Source organism: Afifella sp. JA880, from assembly GCF_025379905.1.
GTDB lineage: Bacteria > Pseudomonadota > Alphaproteobacteria > Rhizobiales > Afifellaceae > Afifella > Afifella aestuarii.
Genome location: NZ_JAOANH010000001.1, coordinates 1,715,412 through 1,736,711 on the forward strand (window position 1 = coordinate 1,715,412; position 21,300 = coordinate 1,736,711).

General features: G+C 66.6%; 12 protein-coding genes. 7 read left to right on the forward strand and 5 right to left on the reverse strand.

The features are described from left to right. The first annotated feature begins 218 nt into the window (after window positions 1–218). Both NYQ83_RS08090 and NYQ83_RS17780 read left to right on the forward strand, forming a co-directional pair. Window positions 219–512, forward strand: coding sequence for a type II toxin-antitoxin system HigB family toxin (locus NYQ83_RS08090; RefSeq protein WP_261213843.1), 294 nt, complete (start codon window positions 219–221; stop codon window positions 510–512). Window positions 513–514: 2 nt separating this feature from the next. Continuing rightward, on the forward strand, window positions 515–1,738 hold the full coding sequence (locus NYQ83_RS17780; RefSeq protein ID WP_314733291.1) for an ImmA/IrrE family metallo-endopeptidase: 1,224 nt from the start codon (window positions 515–517) through the stop codon (window positions 1,736–1,738). 63 nt (window positions 1,739–1,801) lie between these two features. Here NYQ83_RS17780 and NYQ83_RS08100 read toward each other — a convergent pair whose 3' ends face one another. Further along, entirely contained in the window at window positions 1,802–4,549 is a 2,748-nt protein-coding gene (locus tag NYQ83_RS08100; protein WP_261213844.1) for a cation-transporting P-type ATPase, read from the reverse strand. Between the two features lie 304 nt (window positions 4,550–4,853). Between NYQ83_RS08100 and NYQ83_RS08105 the strand changes: the two genes are divergently transcribed. Continuing rightward, window positions 4,854–5,669 (forward strand): GGDEF domain-containing protein, encoded by an 816-nt coding sequence (locus NYQ83_RS08105; RefSeq protein WP_261213846.1) that lies wholly within the window; start codon window positions 4,854–4,856, stop codon window positions 5,667–5,669. A 6-nt stretch (window positions 5,670–5,675) separates the two neighbouring features. On the opposite strand, the gene NYQ83_RS08110 is transcribed toward NYQ83_RS08105, so the two are convergent. The 3 genes from NYQ83_RS08110 to NYQ83_RS08120 form a co-directional block, all read right to left on the reverse strand. Continuing rightward, complete coding sequence (locus tag NYQ83_RS08110; RefSeq protein ID WP_261213848.1) at window positions 5,676–7,502, reverse strand: SLC13 family permease; 1,827 nt, start codon at window positions 7,500–7,502, stop codon at window positions 5,676–5,678. A gap of 151 nt (window positions 7,503–7,653) precedes the next feature. After that, a complete protein-coding gene (locus tag NYQ83_RS08115; RefSeq protein WP_261213850.1) occupies window positions 7,654–8,373 on the reverse strand; it encodes a spermidine synthase in 720 nt (239 codons plus the stop codon). 100 nt (window positions 8,374–8,473) lie between these two features. Then, window positions 8,474–9,466 (reverse strand): PadR family transcriptional regulator, encoded by a 993-nt coding sequence (locus NYQ83_RS08120; RefSeq protein WP_261213852.1) that lies wholly within the window; start codon window positions 9,464–9,466, stop codon window positions 8,474–8,476. Between the two features lie 133 nt (window positions 9,467–9,599). Between NYQ83_RS08120 and NYQ83_RS08125 the strand changes: the two genes are divergently transcribed. Beyond that, window positions 9,600–13,316 carry an autotransporter domain-containing protein gene (locus NYQ83_RS08125; protein WP_261213854.1) on the forward strand — a complete coding sequence of 1,239 codons (3,717 nt, stop codon included), beginning with the start codon at window positions 9,600–9,602 and terminating at the stop codon, window positions 13,314–13,316. 80 nt (window positions 13,317–13,396) lie between these two features. Here the strand turns inward: NYQ83_RS08125 and NYQ83_RS08130 are convergent, their stop codons facing one another. Further along, the gene (locus tag NYQ83_RS08130) at window positions 13,397–15,184 is read right to left on the reverse strand and encodes a putative bifunctional diguanylate cyclase/phosphodiesterase (RefSeq protein ID WP_261213856.1); all 1,788 of its coding nucleotides are present in this window, start codon (window positions 15,182–15,184) and stop codon (window positions 13,397–13,399) included. 318 nt (window positions 15,185–15,502) lie between these two features. Between NYQ83_RS08130 and NYQ83_RS08135 the strand changes: the two genes are divergently transcribed. From NYQ83_RS08135 to NYQ83_RS08145, 3 genes are read left to right on the forward strand one after another with little or no spacing between them, the layout of a single operon-like run. Further along, window positions 15,503–16,375: an ImuA family protein gene (locus NYQ83_RS08135; RefSeq protein WP_261213858.1), complete on the forward strand. Its 873-nt coding sequence runs from the start codon at window positions 15,503–15,505 to the stop codon at window positions 16,373–16,375. Further along, window positions 16,296–17,861, forward strand: a complete 1,566-nt coding sequence (locus NYQ83_RS08140; RefSeq protein WP_261213860.1) for a DNA polymerase Y family protein — start codon at window positions 16,296–16,298, stop codon at window positions 17,859–17,861. The genes NYQ83_RS08135 and NYQ83_RS08140 overlap by 80 nt, the downstream gene beginning before the upstream one ends. Next, window positions 17,858–21,127 (forward strand): error-prone DNA polymerase, encoded by a 3,270-nt coding sequence (locus NYQ83_RS08145; RefSeq protein ID WP_261213862.1) that lies wholly within the window; start codon window positions 17,858–17,860, stop codon window positions 21,125–21,127. Before NYQ83_RS08140 ends, NYQ83_RS08145 begins: the two co-directional genes overlap by 4 nt. Window positions 21,128–21,300 lie beyond the last annotated feature (173 nt).

Genomic DNA, 21,300 nt, shown 5'->3' on the forward strand with positions numbered 1-21,300 from the left:
CCCCATGCCCGAGACACCCTCTGCAAGCTTGCCGGAAAGCGACACGCAGATGCCTCGGGGGCGGCACGGGGGTGAGATGGGATCCGTCGGCCGTTTGGATCTCAGCCGGGGCGGCTCAGCCCCGACCACCCCGGGCCATTTTCTCGCGCCTTGAATCGTTCCCTTCAAGGGAGCATATTAAATTGACGCCTTGAGATGCTGCGGTATAAGTCTCATGCATGAGGATCATTGCTCGACCCAAGCTGATCGCTTTCGGGGAGCGCTTTCCCGATGCGAAGGCGCAACTCGATGTGTGGTGGGCAGAGGCCAGGCGGGCGGAATGGGCATCGCCGGCAGACATCAAGGCTCAATACCGCAATGCGAGCATTCTCAAAGGCGGGCGCGTGGTCTTCAACATCTGCGGGAACAAATATCGCCTGATCGTGAAGTTCGACTACGCAAAGAGGATCGGATTTGTCCGCTTTCTGGGGACCCATAAGGAGTACGACCAGATCGATGCGGAGGAGGTGTGACGATGAGTGACTATCGTATTCGGCCCATTCATTCAGACCAGGACTATGCCGCCGCTCTCGCCCGTGTCGAAGCGCTCATGGAGATGGGCCGCTCTCCGGCAGAAGACGACGAACTCGACGTGCTCGCGACGCTGGTCGAAGTCTATGAGGATCGGCATTTTCCCATGGACACGCCCGACCCGCTCGAGGCCATCAGGTTTCGCATGCAGCAGCTCGACATGAACCAGAGCGATCTTGCACCGATCTTCGGAAGCCGCGCGAAAGCCTCCGAGGTGCTCCACGGCAAGCGGGACCTCACGCTGAAGATGATCCGAGCTCTGCACAAGCACCTCGGCATCCCCGCGGAGATTCTAATCGGCGACGGAGGTTTGCCGAAAGCTCCCACAGGAATCGACCTCGACCGTTTTCCCCTCACGGAAATGGCGCGGCGCGGCTGGATCGAGAAGACGGCGGACATGAAAGACCGGGCCGAGGAGATCGTGCAGAACCTGATCGCCTGCGCAGGTGGTCGCAAAGCTTTGCCGCAAGCGCTCTTTCGTCAGGGTTACGGCGCGCGTGCGAACGCCAAAACGGACGTCGATGCCTTGCGGGCCTGGTGCCTTCACATCCTGTGCAGGGCGCGCGATGCTGGTCTCGAAGGCCGCTACGAGACGGGGACGATCGATCTTGAATTCCTGCGCGACCTGGCCCGTTTGAGCACGTTCGACGAAGGGCCGAAGCTGGCGAGGGAGAAGCTCGCGCAGCACGGCATTGCCTTGGTCGTCGCCGCCCATATGCCGAGAACCTATCTCGACGGCGCGGCACTCTGGACCGCCGAAAACGTGCCGGTGGTGGGCATGACGATCCGATACGACCGCCTCGACAATTTCTGGTTCTGCCTCCTGCACGAACTCGCGCATCTTGGCCGCCATTTCCTCGAAGGCACGGACGAGGTGTTTATCGACGACCTGCAACTGCGCGAACGCAACCATGACCGCGATGACATGCGGGAGCGTGAAGCGGACGAATGGGCCCAAGAAGCTCTGATCCCATCTGACCTCTGGGAGAAACATCCAGCGCGTTCCAACCCGAATGTGCGCAACATCCTTTCTCTGGCACACGAAGCCGGCGTTCATCCTGCGATCGTCGCAGGGCGCATCCGTCACGAGAGAAACAACTACCGCCTCCTGTCGCAGTTCGTCGGTGCAAAGGGAGTCGGGCGTTTGCTGATGGAGAATGCCGCCTGAGCGGTTGAGCGGAGCGCCCTGAACGGCGCCCTCTTGTTGCAACCCGTCAGGAGGCCGAGGGTCTCACCCCCTCCACCGCCGCATCACCCCCTTCTCCACCTCCAACACCGCAAACAGCACCACACCCACCCCGAGGATCATCGCGCCTTCAGCCACCGACAGCGGACGGCTCTCAAAAACGAATTGCGCCGGCGGGGCGTAGGTGAAGAGAAGCTGGGCCAAGACCTGGATCGCCACGCCGATCAAGACGGCGCGCGTGCCCATCAGGCCGCGCCAGGTGAGCGAGGGACCGCCGATATAGCGGATGGAAAAGAGATAGGCGATTTCCATCACCACCATGGTGTTGACGACGATGGTGCGCGCCGTCTCCACGCTCTCGCCGCGCCAGAGCGCCAAATTGAACATGCCGAACAGCCCGACGACGAAGAGCCCTGAGACGAAGACGATCCGCCACAACAGGAAGGGCGAGACGAGCGGCTCGTCCGGCTTTCGCGGCGGCCGTCCCATGGTGCCGGGCTCCGTCGGCTCGAAGGCGAGCGTCAGCCCGAGGGTGACGGCCGTCACCATGTTGATCCAGATGATCTGGGCGGGCGTCACCGGCAGCGTCAGGCCGAACAGCATGGCGCCGATGATCGCCGCCGCCTCGCCGCCATTCGTCGGCAGCGTCCAGGCGACGACCTTTTTCAGATTGTCGTAGACGGTGCGCCCCTCGCGCACGGCGGCGACGATCGAGACGAAATTATCATCCGCAAGCACCATGTCGGCCGCCTCCTTGGCGGCCTCCGTGCCCTTTTTCCCCATCGCGACACCGACATCGGCCCGCTTCAGGGCCGGCGCGTCGTTCACCCCGTCGCCGGTCATGGCGACGACCGCGCCTTGCGCCTGCAGCGCCTCCACGATGCGCAGCTTGTGGGCGGGGCTGGCGCGCGCGAACACGTCGGTCGCGGCGATCCGGGCGGGAAACGCCGCCTCGCCGATTTCATCGAGTTCGGGTCCGGTCAAGACGGCGACCTCGCCGCTCAAGCCGAGCCTGCGGCCGATCGCACCGGCGGTCGCGGCATGGTCGCCGGTGATCATCTTCACGGCGATGCCGGCGCGCTTGCAATCGGCGACGGCCTCGCGCGCCTCCTCGCGCGGCGGATCGATGAGCCCGACGAGGCCGATGAGGCTCAGCCCTTCTTCCACATCGGCCGGCGCCAACGCGTCGACGCTGTCGCCCACCACTTTGGCCGCGAAGGCCAGAACCCGGCGCCCGTCCGCCGCCAGCATCTCCACATGGCTTTGCCATTTCGCCCGGTCGAGCGGCACTTCGCCAGCCTCATCCACCTGGCGGTCGCACATCTGAAGCACGCATTCGGGCGCGCCCTTCACATAGACGATGCGGGCGTCGTCCTCCTGGTGCAGCGTCGCCATGAACTGTGTGGTGGAATCGAAGGGCAGCTCGTCGCGCCGCTCAAAGGCGCCGCGCGTCGTCTCCCAGTGCCAGCCGGCGCGCGCGGCAAAGGTGACGAGCGCCCCCTCCATCGGGTCGCCCTCGACGACCCAGCCGTCCTCCGTCTGGCGCAGGCTCGCATCGTTGCAGAGAAGCGCGGCGCGGGCGAGAAGCCCGAGCGCGAAATGCGCTTCCTTGTCGACCGGCTCGCCGTTTCTGATGGGCTCTCCTTCCGGGGCATAGCCCGACCCGACGATCTCGATCTCGCCATCGGCCAGGATCGCGGAGGAGACGATCATCTCGTTGCGCGTCAGGGTGCCGGTCTTGTCGGAGCAGATGACGGAAACGGAACCCAGCGTCTCGATCGCCGGCAGGCGGCGGATGATGGCGTTGCGACGCGCCATGCGCTCCACTCCGATAGCGAGCGTGATGGTCATCACCGCCGGCAGGCCTTCCGGGATCGCGGCCACCGCAAGCCCGATCACCGCCATGAAGGCCTCTTCCCAGGCATAGCCGGTGAGGAAAACGCCCCACAGGAAGACGAGCACTGCAGCGCCCAGAATGACGAAGGTGAGCTGGCGGGCAAAAATGTCCATCTGGCGCAGAAGCGGCGTCGTCAGCTGCTCCACCGAGGAGAGAAGCTGCGTGATATGGCCGAGCTCCGTCGCTTCCCCGGTCGCGACGACCACGCCCGCGCCCTGGCCGTTGACGACGAGCGTGCCGAAAAACGCCATCGAGGTGCGGTCGCCGATCGGCGCATCCGCCGCCACCTCGCCCAGCGCCTTGTCGGCGGGCACGGATTCGCCGGTGAACGCCGCCTCCTCGATCCGAAGCCCGCGGGCGCGGAAGAGCCGGAGATCGGCGGGCACGCGGTCGCCCGCCTCCAGAAGCACGATATCGCCGGGCACCAGCTCTTCGACCGGCACGGTGAGGCGCCGCCCGTCGCGGAGAACCGAAGCGTGCGGGCTCACCATGCCGCGGATCGCCTGGAGCGCCTTTTCCGCCCGCCCCTCCTGGATGAAGCCGACGACGGCGTTGATGACGACGACGCCGAGGATCAGCGACATGTCGATCCATTCCGCCAGAAGCGCGGTCACCGCCGCCGCCGCCAGCAGCACGAAGATCAGAAGATTGTCGAACTGGGCGAGAAAACGCAGAAGCGGCCCGCGCGGCTTTGCGACGGGCAGACGGTTTTCCCCGAAGCGGGCAAGCCGGTCGGCCGCCTCCGCCGTGCTCAGCCCGTCGCGGCTTGCGCCAAAAGTGTCGAACACCGTCTCGAGCGGCTCGGCATGAACGGCGACATCGGCTCGTGCCTCCGCGGCATGGCCGCAGCTCAGGGCCGTCTCGTCGCGTCCCTCTTCCCGGATGTCCCGCACCATCCGAACCTCCCGCCCGCCAGGCATCGGGCGCTGCCGTTCCCCGAGGCTTTCTGCCGGCGCGAGACCCACAGACACGGTCACACCGGGGGTCACACCCCGCATCACCCTTGAAGTGGCGTCGGCCGCCACGCCGGTCAAAGCCGGCCGGCGATATGTCGCGCCCCTCCGATCCCCGCATTTCAGCACCCGCCGCCATAAGTTGCGAGCTACGCCTGCAAACAGTTACAAATTTTGCGAACTCGCCAAAGTCCTGTTCAGGAATAGGGGCTAGTTTCCGTGGCGGAACGGAAGGTTCGGCGCACCCATGCTTTCAGACGTATCTCCGCGGGGACGTATGCAGATCCTGCGCTGGACGACGCTCGGCACTCTTTTCTGCGTCGTCTTCGCTGTTTCCTTCAATTTCCTGATGTTTCGCGATCTCGGCGATCCGGCGCTGACGCGCGCGTTGTTCAGCTCCGCCGTGGTGGCGTTCATCCTCGCCTTCCCGTCCTTCTTCTATCTGTCGCTGAAACTTCGACAGCTCGCGAAGACCAATCATCGCCTCAACACGATCGCCTCGCTCGACGGGCTCACCGGCTGTCTCACGCGGCGCGCCTTCTCAAGTCTCGTCGACGACTGGTTGCATGGCGTCGGCAATCCAGGCGAAACGAAGGGCGGCTCGGCGGATAGGCGTCCGGGCACCCTCCTCGTCATCGACGCCGACCGTTTCAAGAGCATCAACGACCGCTTCGGCCATCAATGCGGGGACGAAGCCTTGTGCGTCATCGCGGCGGCGATCCGCTCCAGCATGCGCATCGACGATCTCGTCGGCCGGCTCGGCGGCGAAGAATTCGGCGTCTTCCTGCCGGACACGGTCGATGCCGGCGAAATCGCCGAACGCATTCGCCGCAAGGTGGAAACGATTTCATTTGCGCCGCAGGAATGCCCGCACCAGCTCACCGTCAGCATCGGCGGTGCCAGCGTCTCGGGCGGCAGCACCTTCAACCACCTCTACCGTCTCGCCGATGAGCGCCTCTACGAGGCAAAGCGCGGCGGGCGCAATCGCGTGGCCGTCGGACCCGCCTTGAGCGCGGCCCCAGCACTCAGGCTCGTTACGCAGAACCTCGCTTCGGCGAGCTGACCCCCGTCAGAACGGCGAGAGCCAGGGAACGAGGGTCACTGTGGCAACGAGCGAGATCGCCGCAAAGGGCACGCCGACGCGCACGAAATCCATGAAGGTGTAATCGCCAGGCCCGATGACGAGCGTGTTCACAGGCGACGAGACCGGCGTCATGAAGGCGGACGAGGCCGCAAGCGCGACCGTCATCGCAAAGGGATAGGGCGAGGCGTGAAGCTCGACGGCGACGGCAACGGCGACCGGCGCCATCAAAACCGCCGTCGCGGTGTTGGAAATGAACAGCGAAAACGCCGCCGTCACGATGAAGATGCCGACGAGAACGGCGCGCGGACCGGCGTCGCCGACCACCGACAACAGCGCATCGGCGGCGAGATCGACGCCCCCCGTCTTCTGCAAAGCGAGCGAAAAGGGCAGCATGCCGACGATGAGAACGAGGCTCTGCCAATGGATCGACCGGTAGGCGCTCGTCATGTCGACACAGCCGAAAAGCCCCATGACGAGACAGGCGATCAACGCCGCCTGCACGTTCGGCACCACCCCTGACACCATCAGCCCGACGAGAAGCGCGAGGGCTGCAAGCGCATAGGGCGCGCGCCCCGGCGCCGGCAGCGCATCGTCGAGTTCTGCCGGCAAATTGAGGGCGATGGTGTCGCTTCCCTCCGCCTGCAAAGCGCGGATCGCCCGCCACGGCCCGAAGACGAGAAGCGTGTCGCCGAGCTTCAGGGGCTCGTCGAGGATCGAGGTCGTCACCGCCTTGCGTCCGCGTTTCAGGCCGACGACGGCGAGATCCGTCTCGGAGCGGAAGCGCGCCTCGACGACGGTGCGGCCGATCAGGCTCGATTCCACCGGCACCATCATCTCCGCCATGCCGATTTCCTGCGAACGGTCGGTGAAATAGGCGCCGGACAGCGGCAGCCGGGCGAGGCCGAAACGCCGACAGACATCGTCGATGTCGATCGTCGGCACGAAGACATCGAGAAAGAGGATGTCGCCTTCGTGCAGCTGTGTCTGCGCCAGAGGGCGGATGAGATGGCGGGCAAAGCCGCGGCCGCGCTCGATCGCGATGACGTTGACGCCCGATGTGGAGCGCAAATTGAGATCTTTGAGACGGTGGCCGATGAGCGAGGAACCCGGCTCGATGCGCAGCCGCCCCTCGCGCCCGGCGAGCCCATATTCCTCCACCCAGTCGGAGAGATGCGGACGCACCGCCCCGCCCGCCTTCTTCGGCTTGCCGGGCAGGAGACGGCGGGCAAAGAGCATGTAGACGATGGCAAGAACGAGAAGCGGCACGCCGAAGGGCGTGATGGCGAAAAAGCCGAAACCTTCAAAACCCTGCCGCAGAAGTTCGGAATGGACGATGAGGTTCGGCGGCGTCGCCACGAGGGTCATCATGCCGCTGATGAGACCGGCGACGCTCAACGGCATCATCAGGCGGCCGGGCGCGAGATCGGCAGAGCGGGCGACGCGCAGGACCACCGGGATGAAGAGCGCCACCACGCCCGTCGAACTCATCACCGAACCGACCAGCCCCACCGTCACCATCAACAAGACGATGAGGCGGGCCTCGTTGCCGCCGGCGCGCGCCACGATGCGCTCGCCGAGCCTTTGGGCAATGCCGGTGCGCACCAGGCCCTCGCCGATGATGAAGAGCGCCGCAATCAGCACGACGTTGGGATCGGACAGGCCCGACAGCGCCTCGGAAACGGTGAGCACGCCCGTGAAGGGGAGCGCCACCATCATGATCACGGCCACCGCATCCATGCGCGGGCGGTTGGCGACGAACATCACGATCGCGGCGCCGAGAAGCGCCAGGACGAGGGCAAGGTCGGTCGTCATAATCGGTTCAGAGGGGCTGATACGGCAAAAGGACGGGGTGCATTCCCCCGCCATAGCGCATTCTCAGCCGTCCGTCGCCCGCCCCAGGCGACGCGGATGTCAGGGCATGGGCGCCAGGGGCACGGAGGTCAGGGGCATGGGCGTCAGGCGTTCAGCGCCGCACCCGCCGCCGCGGCGCCGGCCGTGCCGCCTGATCGCCGGAGCTGCGCGTCGCAAGCCAGATGACATGGCGCGCGCCGGCGCCGTTGGAGCGGGCCCTGACTTTCTGTTCGGCAACGGCAAAGCCCGACTGCCGCAGCCTCTCGGCAAAGGCGCGATCCGGGGCGGCCGACCAGATCGCGAGCACGCCGCCGGCCGTCAGCGCCCGGCGCGCCGCACCAAGCCCGCGCCAGGCATAGATCGCTTCGTTGTCTTCGGCGACGAGACCGTCCGGCCCATTGTCGACATCGAGCAGGATCGCATCATAGGTGCCGTTCGCCTCGGCGATCAGCCGGGCGACATCCTCCTCCACGATCGTGACGCGCGGATCGGCGAGGCTCGTGCCGTAAAGCTCCGCCAGCGGACCGCCGGCCCAGGCGACCACGGCCGGCACGAGTTCGGCGACGGTGACGCGCGCTTCCGGCGGAAGATCGGCAAGTGCGGCACGCAAGGTGAACCCCATGCCGAGGCCGCCGATCAGAATATGCGGGCGCTTGCGGTTTGAAATCCGCGCACAGGCGAGATGCGCCAGCGCCTCTTCGGAGCCGCTCTGGCGGGAATTCATCAGTTCGGCACGGCCGACCATGATGGCGAAATCGCCGCCGCGCTGCATGAGACGCATTTCGCCGCCTGCCGGCAGCGGCGCCGTATCGAGCTTGAGCCAGGGGAGCAAGGGAGACCTCTGGGATGGGGGGAAGCCCGCCCTTGCACCATTTGACGCAAAGAAGAAAGGCGCGGCAGCCATGCCGCTTCAGCATGGCTGCCGTGCAGGCTCAGCTTTGCTCGATGGCGCGCGCCGCCTCGTCGAGGATTGCGGCAATCGCCTGCGATTCCTCCTTCGACAGCGCCCCCCGCTCGCGGCGGAGCGACAGTGCCATTTTGAGGTTCTCGAAAGCCCGCAGCACCTCAGGTGCGGAGCGCGACGGCTGTGCCGCCGCTACTTTCTCCATGCGCGCAAAAATCGTCTTCACCAACGTCTCATGCGCTTCGAGATAGGTGCGCCCTTCCTCGGTGATCGCATAGAGCTTGCGGCCGTCGCGCTCCTCGATCGAGGCGTGGCCCATCTCCTCCAGCATGCTGAGGTTCGGGTAGACGACGCCCGGGCTCGGCACATAGGCGCCGGCGAGCTTTTCCTCGATCGCCTTGATGAGGTCGTAGCCGTGGCGCGGCTCGTCGCGGATCAGCGTCAGGATGACGAGGCGCAGATCGCCCTGGTCGAAGATGCGCCCGCCGCGTCCGCGTCCACCGCCATGGCTTCCGTGCCCGCCGCCGAAGCCGCCATCCGGACCACCCCGGGGGTCGCCGCCAAAGCCACCTCCAAAGCCACCGCCAAAGCCGGCACGGGGACCACCCCGCGGGCCACCCCCAAAACCGCCACGGGGACCGCCCCGGGGTGCTCCATGAAGCGCGTCATGAGGCTCGCCATGGGGACCGTCATGGCCATGCCCACGGCCGCCACCGCGTCCAAACTCGTGCCCGAAGGGATGACCATGGCGACCGTGCCGCTCGCCTGCAGCCTCCCAATCGCCGAAGTCTTGGCGATCGTCCGGCCTGCGGGCATCGCCGCGGCCAGCTCCTCTCGCCCTGCGCTCAGGCCCGAAACCGTCGCAGCCTTCGGCTTCGTCGTCGCACATGTCCCGTTCGAAGGTCTCGTCCTCAAAATACGCGCGGCCCTGATCGCCGCACGCATCGTGCCGGTGACGGCGACCGCCGCCGAAACGGTGATGTCCGCGCTCCGCCCCCGGATGGTTGTGATGATGATGCATGTCATTCTCCGATGCATTTCGATATGTCGTCCAGTTAGATATATCTAAATGCATCGAACGCAAGAGGGCGCCGCACAAAATTCTCCCCGGCCGAGAGCGGATTGGTAACCAATGCGTGGCACAAGAGCGGCAAATGCGTATCAGTTTGTTGCGTTCTGCATTTTCGTGCGTGGGAGTCGGCCTTCTGGCCGCAGGTTTTGGATTCCCCTCGCCGAGCCTTGCCGGCGACACCGCCTGGCAGGCCACAGCAAGCGACACCTGGCTCGATCCCCGAAACTGGACCTCCGGCACGCCCTCCCGCGACGATGCGGCCGTGATCGATGCCGCGCCCGCCGTGCGTCTCGAAGGTGAGGATGCAGAGGCTGGGTCGCTCGCCGTCGGCGCTTCGGGAAGCGGCACAATCCGTATCCTCAGCCGTCTTGCGACGCAGACCGCAACGATCGGTGCCGAAACCGGCGCGGCGGGCGACGCCACCGTCATCGGCGACCGCGCCAATTGGCAGAATGCCGGCAGCCTTGTCGTCAGCGACGAGGGCCAGGGCAGGCTCAGCGTCGAAGGCGGCGCCTCTCTTGCCACCTCCTCGCTCGCGCTCGGCGAAGCGCCTGGCGGTGCCGGCAAACTCCTCATTTCCGGCCAATCCCTCGTCACGGTCGCCACGGCCCTCATCGTCGGCAAAGCCGGCATCGGCGAGCTTCAGCTTTCCTCCGGCCGGCTCACCGCCGACAGCGCCATCCTCGGAGATTCCGCCGGCGCAGAAGGTGTCGCCACCGTCTCCGGCGACCGCTCAACCTGGGCCGTCGCTCGCGGCCTCACGGTCGGCGGCGACGGCTCCGGCCGCCTCGACATCGCCGCAGGCGGCAAGGTCGCAAGCGCTTCGGGCACGATCGGCGACCAGGTGGGCGGAACGGGCGAAGTCACAGTCAACGGGCGTGGCTCGTCCTGGACCGTCATCGATGGAATTGCCATCGGCACGCGCGGCTCGGGGCTTCTCTCCGTCTCGGGCGCCGCGTCGGTCGCCTCTGGCTCCGGAGTGATCGGGGCGGAGGCCGGCGCCGACGGCAAAGTCGCGATCAACGGATCGGACAGCCAATGGACGACGGGCGCGCTCACTGTCGGCGGCAAAGGCGCGGGCGACATTGAGGTCGCGGCCGGCGGAACGCTCACGAGCGGCGACAGCACGCTCGGCGCCGAGGCCGGCTCAGATGGCCGCGTCACGGTTTCCGGCGAAGGCTCTTCGTGGACGACCAAGGCGCTTGCGATCGGCGGCAACGCTGACGCGCGATCGGCAGGCGGCGCGAGATCGACAGGCGGAACCGGCACGCTCCACGTCACGGCGGCAGGAACCGCCACAAGCGACAGCGCGAGCCTCGGAGAAACCTCGGGGGCCACCGGCACCGCAGCTCTCGATGGCGGCGGCTCGTCCTGGACGGTGATCGACGGAATTTCCATCGGCACGCGCGGCTCCGGCCTTCTTTCCATCCATACTGGCGCAACCCTCACCGCGACGGACGTGGCCGCCGGCTCGAAATCCGATGGTGACGGGACGATCCGAATGAGCGGATCAGGCTCCCGCCTCGACGCGCGCGGCGACCTCGTCATCGGCGATGCGGGACGCGGACAGGCGGAGATCTTCACCGGCGCCGAGGCCCATGGCATCCGCATCGTGCTTGGCCGAAAGGCCGGTTCGTCGGGCATGGTGCGGATCGGGGGCAGCGGCTCATCGCTTGAAAGTGCGGGCGATCTGACCGTCGGTGAGGCGGGATCGGGCACACTGACCGTCTCCGGCGGCGGACATGCCGCGGCGCAAAGAATGGTGCTCGGCGGCGAGGCCGATGGACATGGCACCGCGACCGTCATCGGCGAGGGCTCGGCACTCACCTCGCGCGGCGAGCTCGTCGTCGCCGACGCAGGCACCGGCGCGCTCAAAGTCTCTGGCGGCGGCCAGGTCACGGCCGCAAATCTCGTCGTCGCCCGGCAGAACGGCTCTGTGGGCACGCTCACCATCGGCTCTGAAAACACCCCCGTCTCCGCCGGCCGCATCGAGGCTGAGACGATCGCCTTCGGGGACGGGACGGGTACCCTCCTCCTCAACCATTCCGACCGAGATTACAGGCTCGACCCGGTTCTTTCCGGCAACGGCGCGGTCAAAGTTCTTTCCGGCACGACCATCCTGACCGGCCGCTCCTCCGGTTTCACCGGCACGACGGACATCCGCAATGCGCGCCTGCTCGTCGGCGAGGAGGCCGGCAGCGGAGCTTCCCTCGCCGGCACGCTTCAAGTCGGCGACAACGGTCTTCTCGGGGGCACCGGCCGCGTCGGCACGACACGCGTCGATGCAGGCGGCACGCTCTCGCCAGGAGCCGACGGGATCGGCACCTTGTCGGTCGATGGCGATCTCACCCTCGCCTCCGGTTCGACCTATGCCGCAGAGCTCGCCACCGACGGGTCGAGCGACCGTGTCGATGTCGCCGGCCAGGCCGTCATCGCGGGCGGCAGCCTCGCTTTGTCCGGCGCGCGCGGCCCCGGACATTACACGCTCCTGACGGCACGCGAGGGCGTCACCGGCCGCTTCGACACGCTCCTTGCGACGAGCCGGCTCTTCCTCGATCTCGCGCTCGATTACGAGAGCGGCGCCCTGGCGCTTGCCGTCACGCGCAACGACGTCGCCTTTCAGGATGCCGCCAACCGCGCCGATCAGCGTGCCGTCGCCGCGGCGGCCGAAAGCCTCGGTGCCGGCAACGCGCTCTACGACGCTCTCCTGCTTTCGCCCGATACCGCGACTGCCGAAGCCGCCTACAGCGACCTGTCCGGACAGGTGCATGGCGCCGCGCGCCGCGCCGTCGTGGAACAGGGCCGCTTCCTGCGCGATGCCGTCGGAGCGCGCCTGCGGACGGCTTTGCGCGATGAGACACCCTCGCGCTTTTCTCCGCTCGCCTATACGGGCGAGGATCTCCTCGAAGCCCCGGCGAGCGCGGCGCTCTCCTATGCCGCCGGTCAGAACACCGGCCGCGAACCCCGCGGAGCACGTCGCAACGTTTGGGCGAAGGCCTATGGCAGCTGGGGGACTTTCTCGGCTGAAACCGGCAGGTCAGGCTACTCGGTCAAGGAAGGCGGGCTCATCGCCGGTCTCGACAATATGGTCGGCTCGGCCTGGCGTCTCGGCAGCGCCATCGCCCTCGGGCGTACCTCGCTTAACGGACGCGATGGCGCCGACGCCTTCGTCGACAGCTATGGCGCGGCCCTTTACGGCGGCCGCAACATCGGCGCTTTCGGCCTGACGGGCGGAGCCGCCTATACGTTCAACCATATCGAGACGACGCGCGACGTCGTCATCGGCGAATTCGCCGAACGCGAGCGCGCCGATGACTGGAGCGGGACAGGCCAGATCTTCGGCGAGGTGAGCTACGAGACCTCGCTCGCCGCTCTTGCCATCGAGCCCTTTGCCGGCCTCGCCTTCCTGCATGTCGATGGCGACGAGATTTCGGAGTCGGGAGACTTGGCAGGGCTTGCCGGAGATCTGGAAAGCCAGAACCTCCTCTTCTCCACGCTCGGCCTGCGCGCCTCGAGCCTCTTCACGCTTCCCGGCGGCCGGCTTGCCGTTGTCGCCGGACATGCCGGCTGGCGCCATGCGGAGGGCGACCTCGCACCCGCGGCAAAACTCCGTTTCGTGGCCGGCGGGCCGGGCTTTGCGACGCAAGCCGCGCCGGTTGCCGCCGACACGGCGCTTCTCGGGGCCTCGCTCTCCGTCGCGGTCGCCGAAATGGCGATGCTGTCCTTCTCCTACGACGGCGAGTTCGCCGCCGAAGGCCACCGCCACGATTTCAACGGCAGTTTTTCGATGCGGTTTTAGAGAGGGGCGTTTCCGCCGAACGTTCTTGCCGGGCGTTCCTGGGGGAATCGGCCAGGGCGCCAGAGGCGTCAGCTCAGTCCTCAGGCGGCATATCCCTCCAGCCGCTCCGCCGCATGGCTTTTGAGCCAATCGGCGAAAGCCTCCGGCGGCAGGGGCCGGGAAAACAGATAGCCCTGGCCTTCATGGCAGCCCGCCTCGATCAGAAAATCGGCGACATCCTGCGTCTCCACGCCTTCCGCCACCACCCGGTAGCCAAGCGCACCGGCCATATGAATGAGGCTCTGCACCAGAATGGACCCCCGGCTTCCCGGCTCCAGCTTGCGGATGAACGTCTGGTCGATCTTGATGATGTCGGCCGGGAAATCATGCAGATAGGAGAAGGTCGAATAGCCGGTGCCGAAATCGTCGATGGCGCAGACGACGCCGAGCTCGCGGATGTCGGTCAGGTTCTTCACCACGCGGCGGCGGTTGGAGATGAAGGTGCTCTCGGTGAACTCGATCTCCAGGCACGACGGCGAGACGCCGTTCTCGGCAAGCACGCTGGCGAGACGGAGACCGAACTCCTCCTCCTCCAGATTGGCGGCTGAGACGTTGATGGAAACGCGCAGATCGTAGCCTTCGTCGCGCCAGGCGCGCAGCTGGGCAATGGCCCGGAGCTTCACCCACGACGTGAGCGGACGCATGAGATCCGTCTGTTCGGCGAGCGGGATGAATTCGGCCGGGGACACGGACCCGTATTCGGGGTGATCCCAGCGCAACAGAGCTTCGGCGCCATAACACCGGCCGGTCTTCAAATCGATGCGCGGCTGGTAGACGAGCGACAGCTCTCCGTCACCGCCCCTCTCCAGAAGCTCGCGCAAGGCGGCGATCAGGGCATAGCGGCGTTTGTGCTCTTCGTCGGTCGCCGCCGAATAAATACCGACGACCCGGTCGCTTTCACGGGCGTCTTGCGCGGCGTGATGCGCGGCGCGCAGAACGTCGCCGGCCTTGACCTCGCCGAGGATGAAAGGGGCGATGCCGCAGGCCATGTGGCTCAGGCTCGCCGCTCCCCTGCCACGACTGAAATCGGCGAGCATGTTGAGCCGCTTGACGAGTTCGACCTCGACCCTTTCTTCGTCCGCATCGCCGATCACGGCGAGAAGCTGGGCTCCGCCCACATGATAGACCGTATGGCCCTCGATCTTCAGATTGCGCACGCCCTCGACTGACAGGCGCATCAAATCGTCGAGATAGGTCGGCCCCAGAACCCGCAACGCCTGGACGATCTGGTTCGGCGGCGCAAGATCGAGAAGGATCGCCAGCCGCCGCTCGCCGGCAAAATCGCGCGCCAAATCCTCGAGATTTTCCGTGAATTGCTGGCGGTTGGGCAGGCCGCTTACCGGATCGATGCGGCCGATGGCATGCTGCAGCTCGATCTGGGTCATGACCATGGCGGCAAGGTCGCGCAGCGCCTTCTCGTCGTCCTTCCCAATCTCACGGGGAACCGTGTCGAGGACGCACATGGAGCCGAGCGTAAAGCCCTCTTTGGTGACGAGCGGCGCGCCGGCGTAAAAGCGCACCCCGTTTTCGACGAGCACGCCCTTGTTGAAGCGCGGATCCTCGGCGAGATCGGAGACGACGAGCACGTCGCCCGAGCGCGTCACCTCAGCGCAAGGGGCATGCTCGCGCGGAATTTGAGGGCCACAGCCGACCCGCGACTTGAACCATTGCCGATCGACGTCTGTGAGAGAAACCGCCGAAATCGGCGTCTCGAAAAATTGCGCAGCAAGGCGGGTGATGCGGTCGAAGTTTTCGCTCGGCGCCGTATCCAAAAGATTGAGCTCGCGCAGCGCGCGCAGACGTGCTTCTTCTTTTTCGTCGGCAGCCATATGGATGCTTCATTTCCGCCTTGTGACTGATCAGAGACTTAATATTTCAATAAGTTGAAAATCGCTTAGCAGTCGGCCCGCGCCTTTTCTGCATCTTCGCCTCCGAGAACGTCCGACGCATGGAATAGTTCATAGCCAGCTTCACATTCTCGTCATCTGAGCTTTTGCGAAGCTTTCCAGAGCGCTTGGCAAGATGAGAATTCTTCCATCTCGCATCCGCTCCCCCCTCCCCGCGCCCTCATCGCCGCAGACGCGTCTTGACTCTCTTCGCCATCTCGGGAATCCATAAGAACAAAATAGGAACATGATCCCATCGCTATGGTCGGAGCACAACACGACAAGGAGTCCGGCGCGGGCTGGCGCGCGGCCGTTCTCAAAGAGCTGCGCCGCGAAGTCGGTGCGCTGGAGGCCGGGGCCCGCCCGGATGCGCCGGCGCTCGCCTTCGAGGCGGAGGCCATTGATGCGCATCTGCCGGAGGGGGGATTGCGGCTTGGCGCCCTGCACGAGATCTGGGGCGGCTCTGCCACCCCGATCGACCGCCACCCCGCGGAGGGAACACAAAAAACTGGGGCGGCCGGGATCGAAAAGATCGGCGGGAACGGCGGCGCGGAAGACATCGCGGCCGCCACCTTGTTTCTCGCCGGCCTCCTCGCCCGTCTCTCCGGCCCCGTTCTGTGGTGCCTCAAGGCCCGCGATCTTTTTACCCCGAGTCTTGCAGCCGCCGGTCTCGATCCGGACCGGGTGATCTATGCCGAAACCTGGCACGAGCGCGACGTGCTCGCCGCCATGGAAGAGGGGCTGCACCATCCGGGGCTCGCTGCCGTCGTCGGCGAGGTGGCGCGGCTCGGTCTCACCGCGTCGCGGCGCCTGCAGCTTGCCGCCGAAAGCGAGGGCGTGACGGCCTTCACGCTTCTGCGGCCGCATCGCCAGACGGGGGCGGAGCCGACGGCCGCTGCAACACGCTGGCGGATCCGCTCCGCCCCCTCGCTGCCGCTGATGTCATCGTCTTCTGCCGCCCATCCTGTCGCCGGCATCGGGCGCGGGCGCTGGCGTGTCGATCTCATGCGCTGCCGGGGCGCCGATCCGGCGAGCTTCATCACGGAGGCCTGCGATGGCACGGGTCGTCTCGGTGTATCTGCCCTTCTTCGCGACGGAGCGGATGCGCCTCACCTCGACCGATCTGCCGCCTGAGGCGCCGCTCGCCTTGACGACGCGCATCGGCGCCCAGCGCCTTGTCGCCGCCGTCGATGCGACCGCCCTGGCGCATGGGCTGAAGCCCGGCATGGCGGCGACGCAGGCGCAGCTGCTCATGCCGGGCCTCACCTTGCGCGACTACGCACCCAGGGCCGACGCCCATGGCCTTGCGAAACTCGCCGCCTGGTGTCTTGCCCGCTACAGCCCCGTCGTGATGCCGTCCCCGCCGGACGGGCTCCTTCTCGATGTCACCGGCTGCACGCATCTTTTTGCGGCCAGGACAGAAGGGCAGAGCCGCAATCTGGACGAAGGCGAAGACAACCTCCTCGCCGATCTCGCCGCCCGTCTCGCCCGCCGCGGTCTGACGGCAAGGCTGGCGCTTGCCGGAAGCGTCGGCGCCGCGCATGCGCTCGCCCGCTTTGCCGCACCCGACTGCACCCGCATCGCCGAAACGCAGAGCCTCAAAGGCGCGCTCGCTCCCTTGCCGGTGGAAGCCCTGCGCCTTTCGCCGGAGACGACGCAGGCTTTGCGCCGGCTCGGCTTTGAGCGGATCGGCGACCTCATCGGCATCAAGCGTGCACCGATCACCCGCCGCTTCGGCCATGACGTGTTCCTGCGCCTCGATCAGGCGCTCGGCCTGTCGCGCGAGCCGCTCGTCCCCCTCATCCCGTCCGAGCTCGTCTCAGCAAAACTCTCCTTCGTGGAGCCGGTCATCACGGCGGAGGGGCTCGCCCAGGCGGTGGAGCGTCTCTGCGTGGATCTCACCGCCGTCCTGGAGGCACGCCAGCACGGAGCCCGGCGGCTCGACCTTCACGTCACGCGGCTCGATCGCAGCACCGGCATCGTCTCGGTGCGCATGGCAAAGCCCAGCCGCGCGCCAGAGCATATGGCGCGGCTCATCTGCGAAAAACTTGCCGGCCTCGATTGCGGCCTCGGCGTGGAGAAAGCCCTTCTCGCCGCCCCCCTCACGCGCCCGCTCCTGCCCGAGCAGATCGCCTCGGAGCTCTACGGCCGGCCGCAGGAGCCCGATCTCTCCACCCTCGTCGACCGGCTCGCCAACCGGCTCGGCGCGGGCCGCATCTACCGCACGGCGCCCGTCGAAAGCGACTGGCCGGAACGCTCGGTGCGCCGGGTCGCGGCTCTTGCCCCGAAACCCAGGACGGAGACGCCGCGGCCGGAAAATTGGCTGCGCGACTGGCCGCGGCCGGCGCGGCTTCTGGCCGATCCGATGCCCGTCGAAGTCATCGCGCTTCTGCCCGATTATCCGCCGGCCCTCTTCATCTGGCAGGGGCGCCGCCACCGCATCTGCCGCGCCGACGGGCCGGAGCGGATTTTCGGCGAATGGTGGCGGGCGCCCGGCGAAATCGCGCTCGCCCGTGACTATTTCCAGGTCGAGGACGAGGCCGGCCAGCGCTTCTGGCTATTTCGCGAGGAAGCGGGCAACCGCTCGCCGCGCTGGTATCTGCACGGCTTCTTCGCATGAGCGCCGCCCCTTACGCCGAATTGCAGGCGACCTCGAACTTCTCCTTCCTGCGCGGCGCCTCGCATCCGGAGGAATTGTTCGCCGAGGCGGCGCGTCTCGGCCTGCCGGCACTGGCGCTCACCGATCGCGGCTCGCTCGCCGGCATGGTGCGCGCCCACCAGGCCGCGAAGACGACGGGCGTGCGCCTCATCGTCGGCTGTCGGCTCGATCTCGCCTGCGGCATGCCTCTCCTTCTCTATCCGCGCGACCGGGCGGCCTATGCGCGGCTCTGCCAGCTCCTCAGCCTCGGCAAGAAACGCGCCGGCAAGGGCGCCTGCTTGGTCACGGCGGAGGAGGTGGCGGCCTTCGGCGAAGGCCAGATGGCGACCCTCATTCCGGACATGGCGGATGCGGAACTCGCCGCCCGGCTCGCCTGGCTCAAAGAGACCTTCGGCGCCGATGCCTCGCTCGCCCTCACCTTGCGCCGCCGGCCGAACGATGCGGCGCGTCTTGCCGCGCTCGTCGCCATGGCGGAGCGGGCCAAAGTGGCGCCGGTCGCCACCAACGACGTCCTCTATCACGCGCCGGAGCGGCGCATCCTGCAGGATGTCGTCACCTCGATCCGCGAAGGCGTCACCATCGACGAACTCGGCTTTCGCCGCGAGCCCTTCGCGGAACGCCATCTGAAGCCGCCGGAAGAGATGGCGCGGCTTTTCTCCGCCTACCCGCAGGCGCTCGCAAGAAGCCTGGAAATCGCCACCGCCTGCCGCTTCTCGCTCGACGAACTCAAATACCAGTATCCGGCGGAGGTCTCGATCCCCGGCCTCACGCCGCAGGAGGCGCTCACCAAACTCACCTGGGAGGGGGCGCAATGGCGCTTTCCGGACGGCGTGCCGGAAAAAGTCACGGCTCAGATCACCCATGAACTTAATCTCGTCGCGGAGCTCGATTACGCGCCCTATTTTCTCACCGTCCATTCCATCGTGCGCTTCGCCCGCTCCAAGGGCATCCTCTGCCAGGGGCGCGGCAGTGCCGCCAATTCCGCCGTCTGCTTCGCGCTCGGCATCACCTCCATCGATCCGGAGCGCAACGATCTCCTGTTTGAGCGCTTCGTGTCGCGCGACCGCGGCGAGCCGCCCGACATCGACGTCGATTTCGAGCATGAGCGGCGCGAGGAGGTGATCCAGTGGATCTACGAAACCTATGGGCGGCATCGCTCCGCGCTCTGCGCCACCGTCATCCGCTACCGCTCCAAGGGCGCGGTGCGCGAGGTCGGCAAGGCGCTCGGCCTCACCGAGGACGTCACGTCAGCCCTTTCCTCGCAGATCTGGGGCTGGAGCAAGGAAGGCGTCGAAGAGCGCCATGTCGCCGATCTCAATCTCAATGGCAGCGATTACCGGCTCCAGCTCACCTTGAAGCTCGCCAAGGCGCTGATCGGCTTTCCGCGGCATCTGTCGCAGCATCCGGGAGGCTTCGTCCTGACGGAAGACCGGCTCGACACGCTCGTTCCGATCGAACCCGCGGCGATGGCCGACCGCCAGATCGTCGAATGGGACAAGGACGACATCGACATTCTAGGCTTCATGAAGGTCGATGTTCTGGGGCTCGGCATGCTCGGCTGCCTGCGCCGCGCCTTCGATCTTCTGAAGGACCATTGCGGGCGCGATCTCGACATCGCCACCGTCCCGGCGGAGCAGCCGGAAGTCTATGAGATGATCGGCCATGCCGACACGATGGGCGTCTTTCAGATCGAAAGCCGCGCCCAGATGGCGATGTCGCCGCGCCTCAAGGCGAAAAACCTCTACGATCTCACCATCCAGATCGCCATCGTGCGTCCGGGCCCGATCCAGGGCGAGATGGTGCATCCCTATCTCCGCCGCCGCGAGGGCAAGGAGACGCCGTCTTATCCGACGCCGGAATTTCAACGCGTTCTCGGCAAGACCCTCGGCGTGCCGCTCTTCCAGGAACAGGCGATGTCGCTTGCCGTCCATTGCGCCGGCTTCACGCCGTCTGAGGCCGATCAGCTCCGCCGCTCCATGGCGACCTTCAAATTCACCGGCGGGGTCAGCGCTTTTCGCGACAAGTTCATCACCGGCATGTGCGAGCGCGGCTACGATCCGGACTTCACCGAGCGCGCCTTCAAGATGATCGAAGGCTTCGGCTCTTACGGCTTTCCAGAAAGCCATGCCGCCTCGTTTGCGCTTCTCGCCTATGCGAGCTCCTGGGTGAAATGCCACCATCCGGACGTTTTTCTCGCGGCGATCCTCAACAGCCAGCCGATGGGCTTTTATGCCCCCGCCCAGCTCGTGCGCGATGCGCGCGCCCATGGCGTCGAGGTGCGGCCCGTCTCCGTCAACGACAGCCGCTGGGATGCCACGCTCGAGCCGCTCGAAGGCGTGGAGGGCCGCTTTGCCGTGCGGCTCGGGCTGCGGCTTGCCAAGGGATTGGCCAACAAGGACGGCGCAGCGCTTCTCGCCGCCCGCCATCGCCCCTATCGGAGCCTGGAAGAAATCTGGCGGCGGGCCGGATTGCCGGTGGCGGCGCTGGAGCGGCTTGCCGAGGCCGACGCCTTTTCCGCCATCGGCCTCTCCCGGCGCCAGGCGCTTTGGGAGATCCGCGCTCTGGCCGACAGCCCGCTGCCGCTCTTTGCCGCCGCCGATGCGCGCGAGGAGAAGATCCGGCCGGAGGGCAACGAGCCCGCCATCGCCCTGCAGGCGATGAAGCCCGGCCGCGAAGTGGTGGAAGATTATGCCGCCACGGGCCTGAGCCTGCGCCGCCACCCGGTGGCCTTCCTCAGAGAAGATCTCACGCGCCGCCGCATCGTCCCGACGGCCGATCTCGACACGCTCAGGGAGGGGCGCTTCGTGACCATCGCCGGCCTCGTCCTGGTGCGTCAGCGCCCCGGCAGCGCCAAGGGCGTCATGTTCATCACCATCGAAGACGAGACCGGCCACGCCAATCTCATCATCTGGCCGAAGCTCTTCGAGCGGCAGCGGCGCATCGTCTTATCGGCCGGCATGATCGCCTGCCGCGGCCGCCTGCAGCGCGAGGGCGAGGTCACCCATATCGTCGCCGACCAGCTCATCGATCTGTCCGACCTCCTGAAAAAGGTCGGCGAGCGCGAGGCGCCCTTCCCCTTCCAGCGCAGCCGCGCCGATCAGGCGAAATCCGGTGGCGGGCCGGATTCCCGCGAGGTGAAGGCCATGGGCATGCGCGGCCGCGACATTTTCATTCCCGACCTCAGATTCGACGGCGGCATTAAAGTGAAAACGCGCGATTTCCATTAACCAAATCGCCATCCTCCTCGCACCGCCCGCAGCCGCGGATTTCCTGGCTTCGTGCCGGCCCCCGTCGCGGTCTTCCCTTTCCCGGGGAAACGATTTCCGCCCCGCTTCGGCCCGAGTGTCATTCAAGTGTCATACTAATTTCACAAACCTGTTTCGCCAGACGCCTAGGAAGG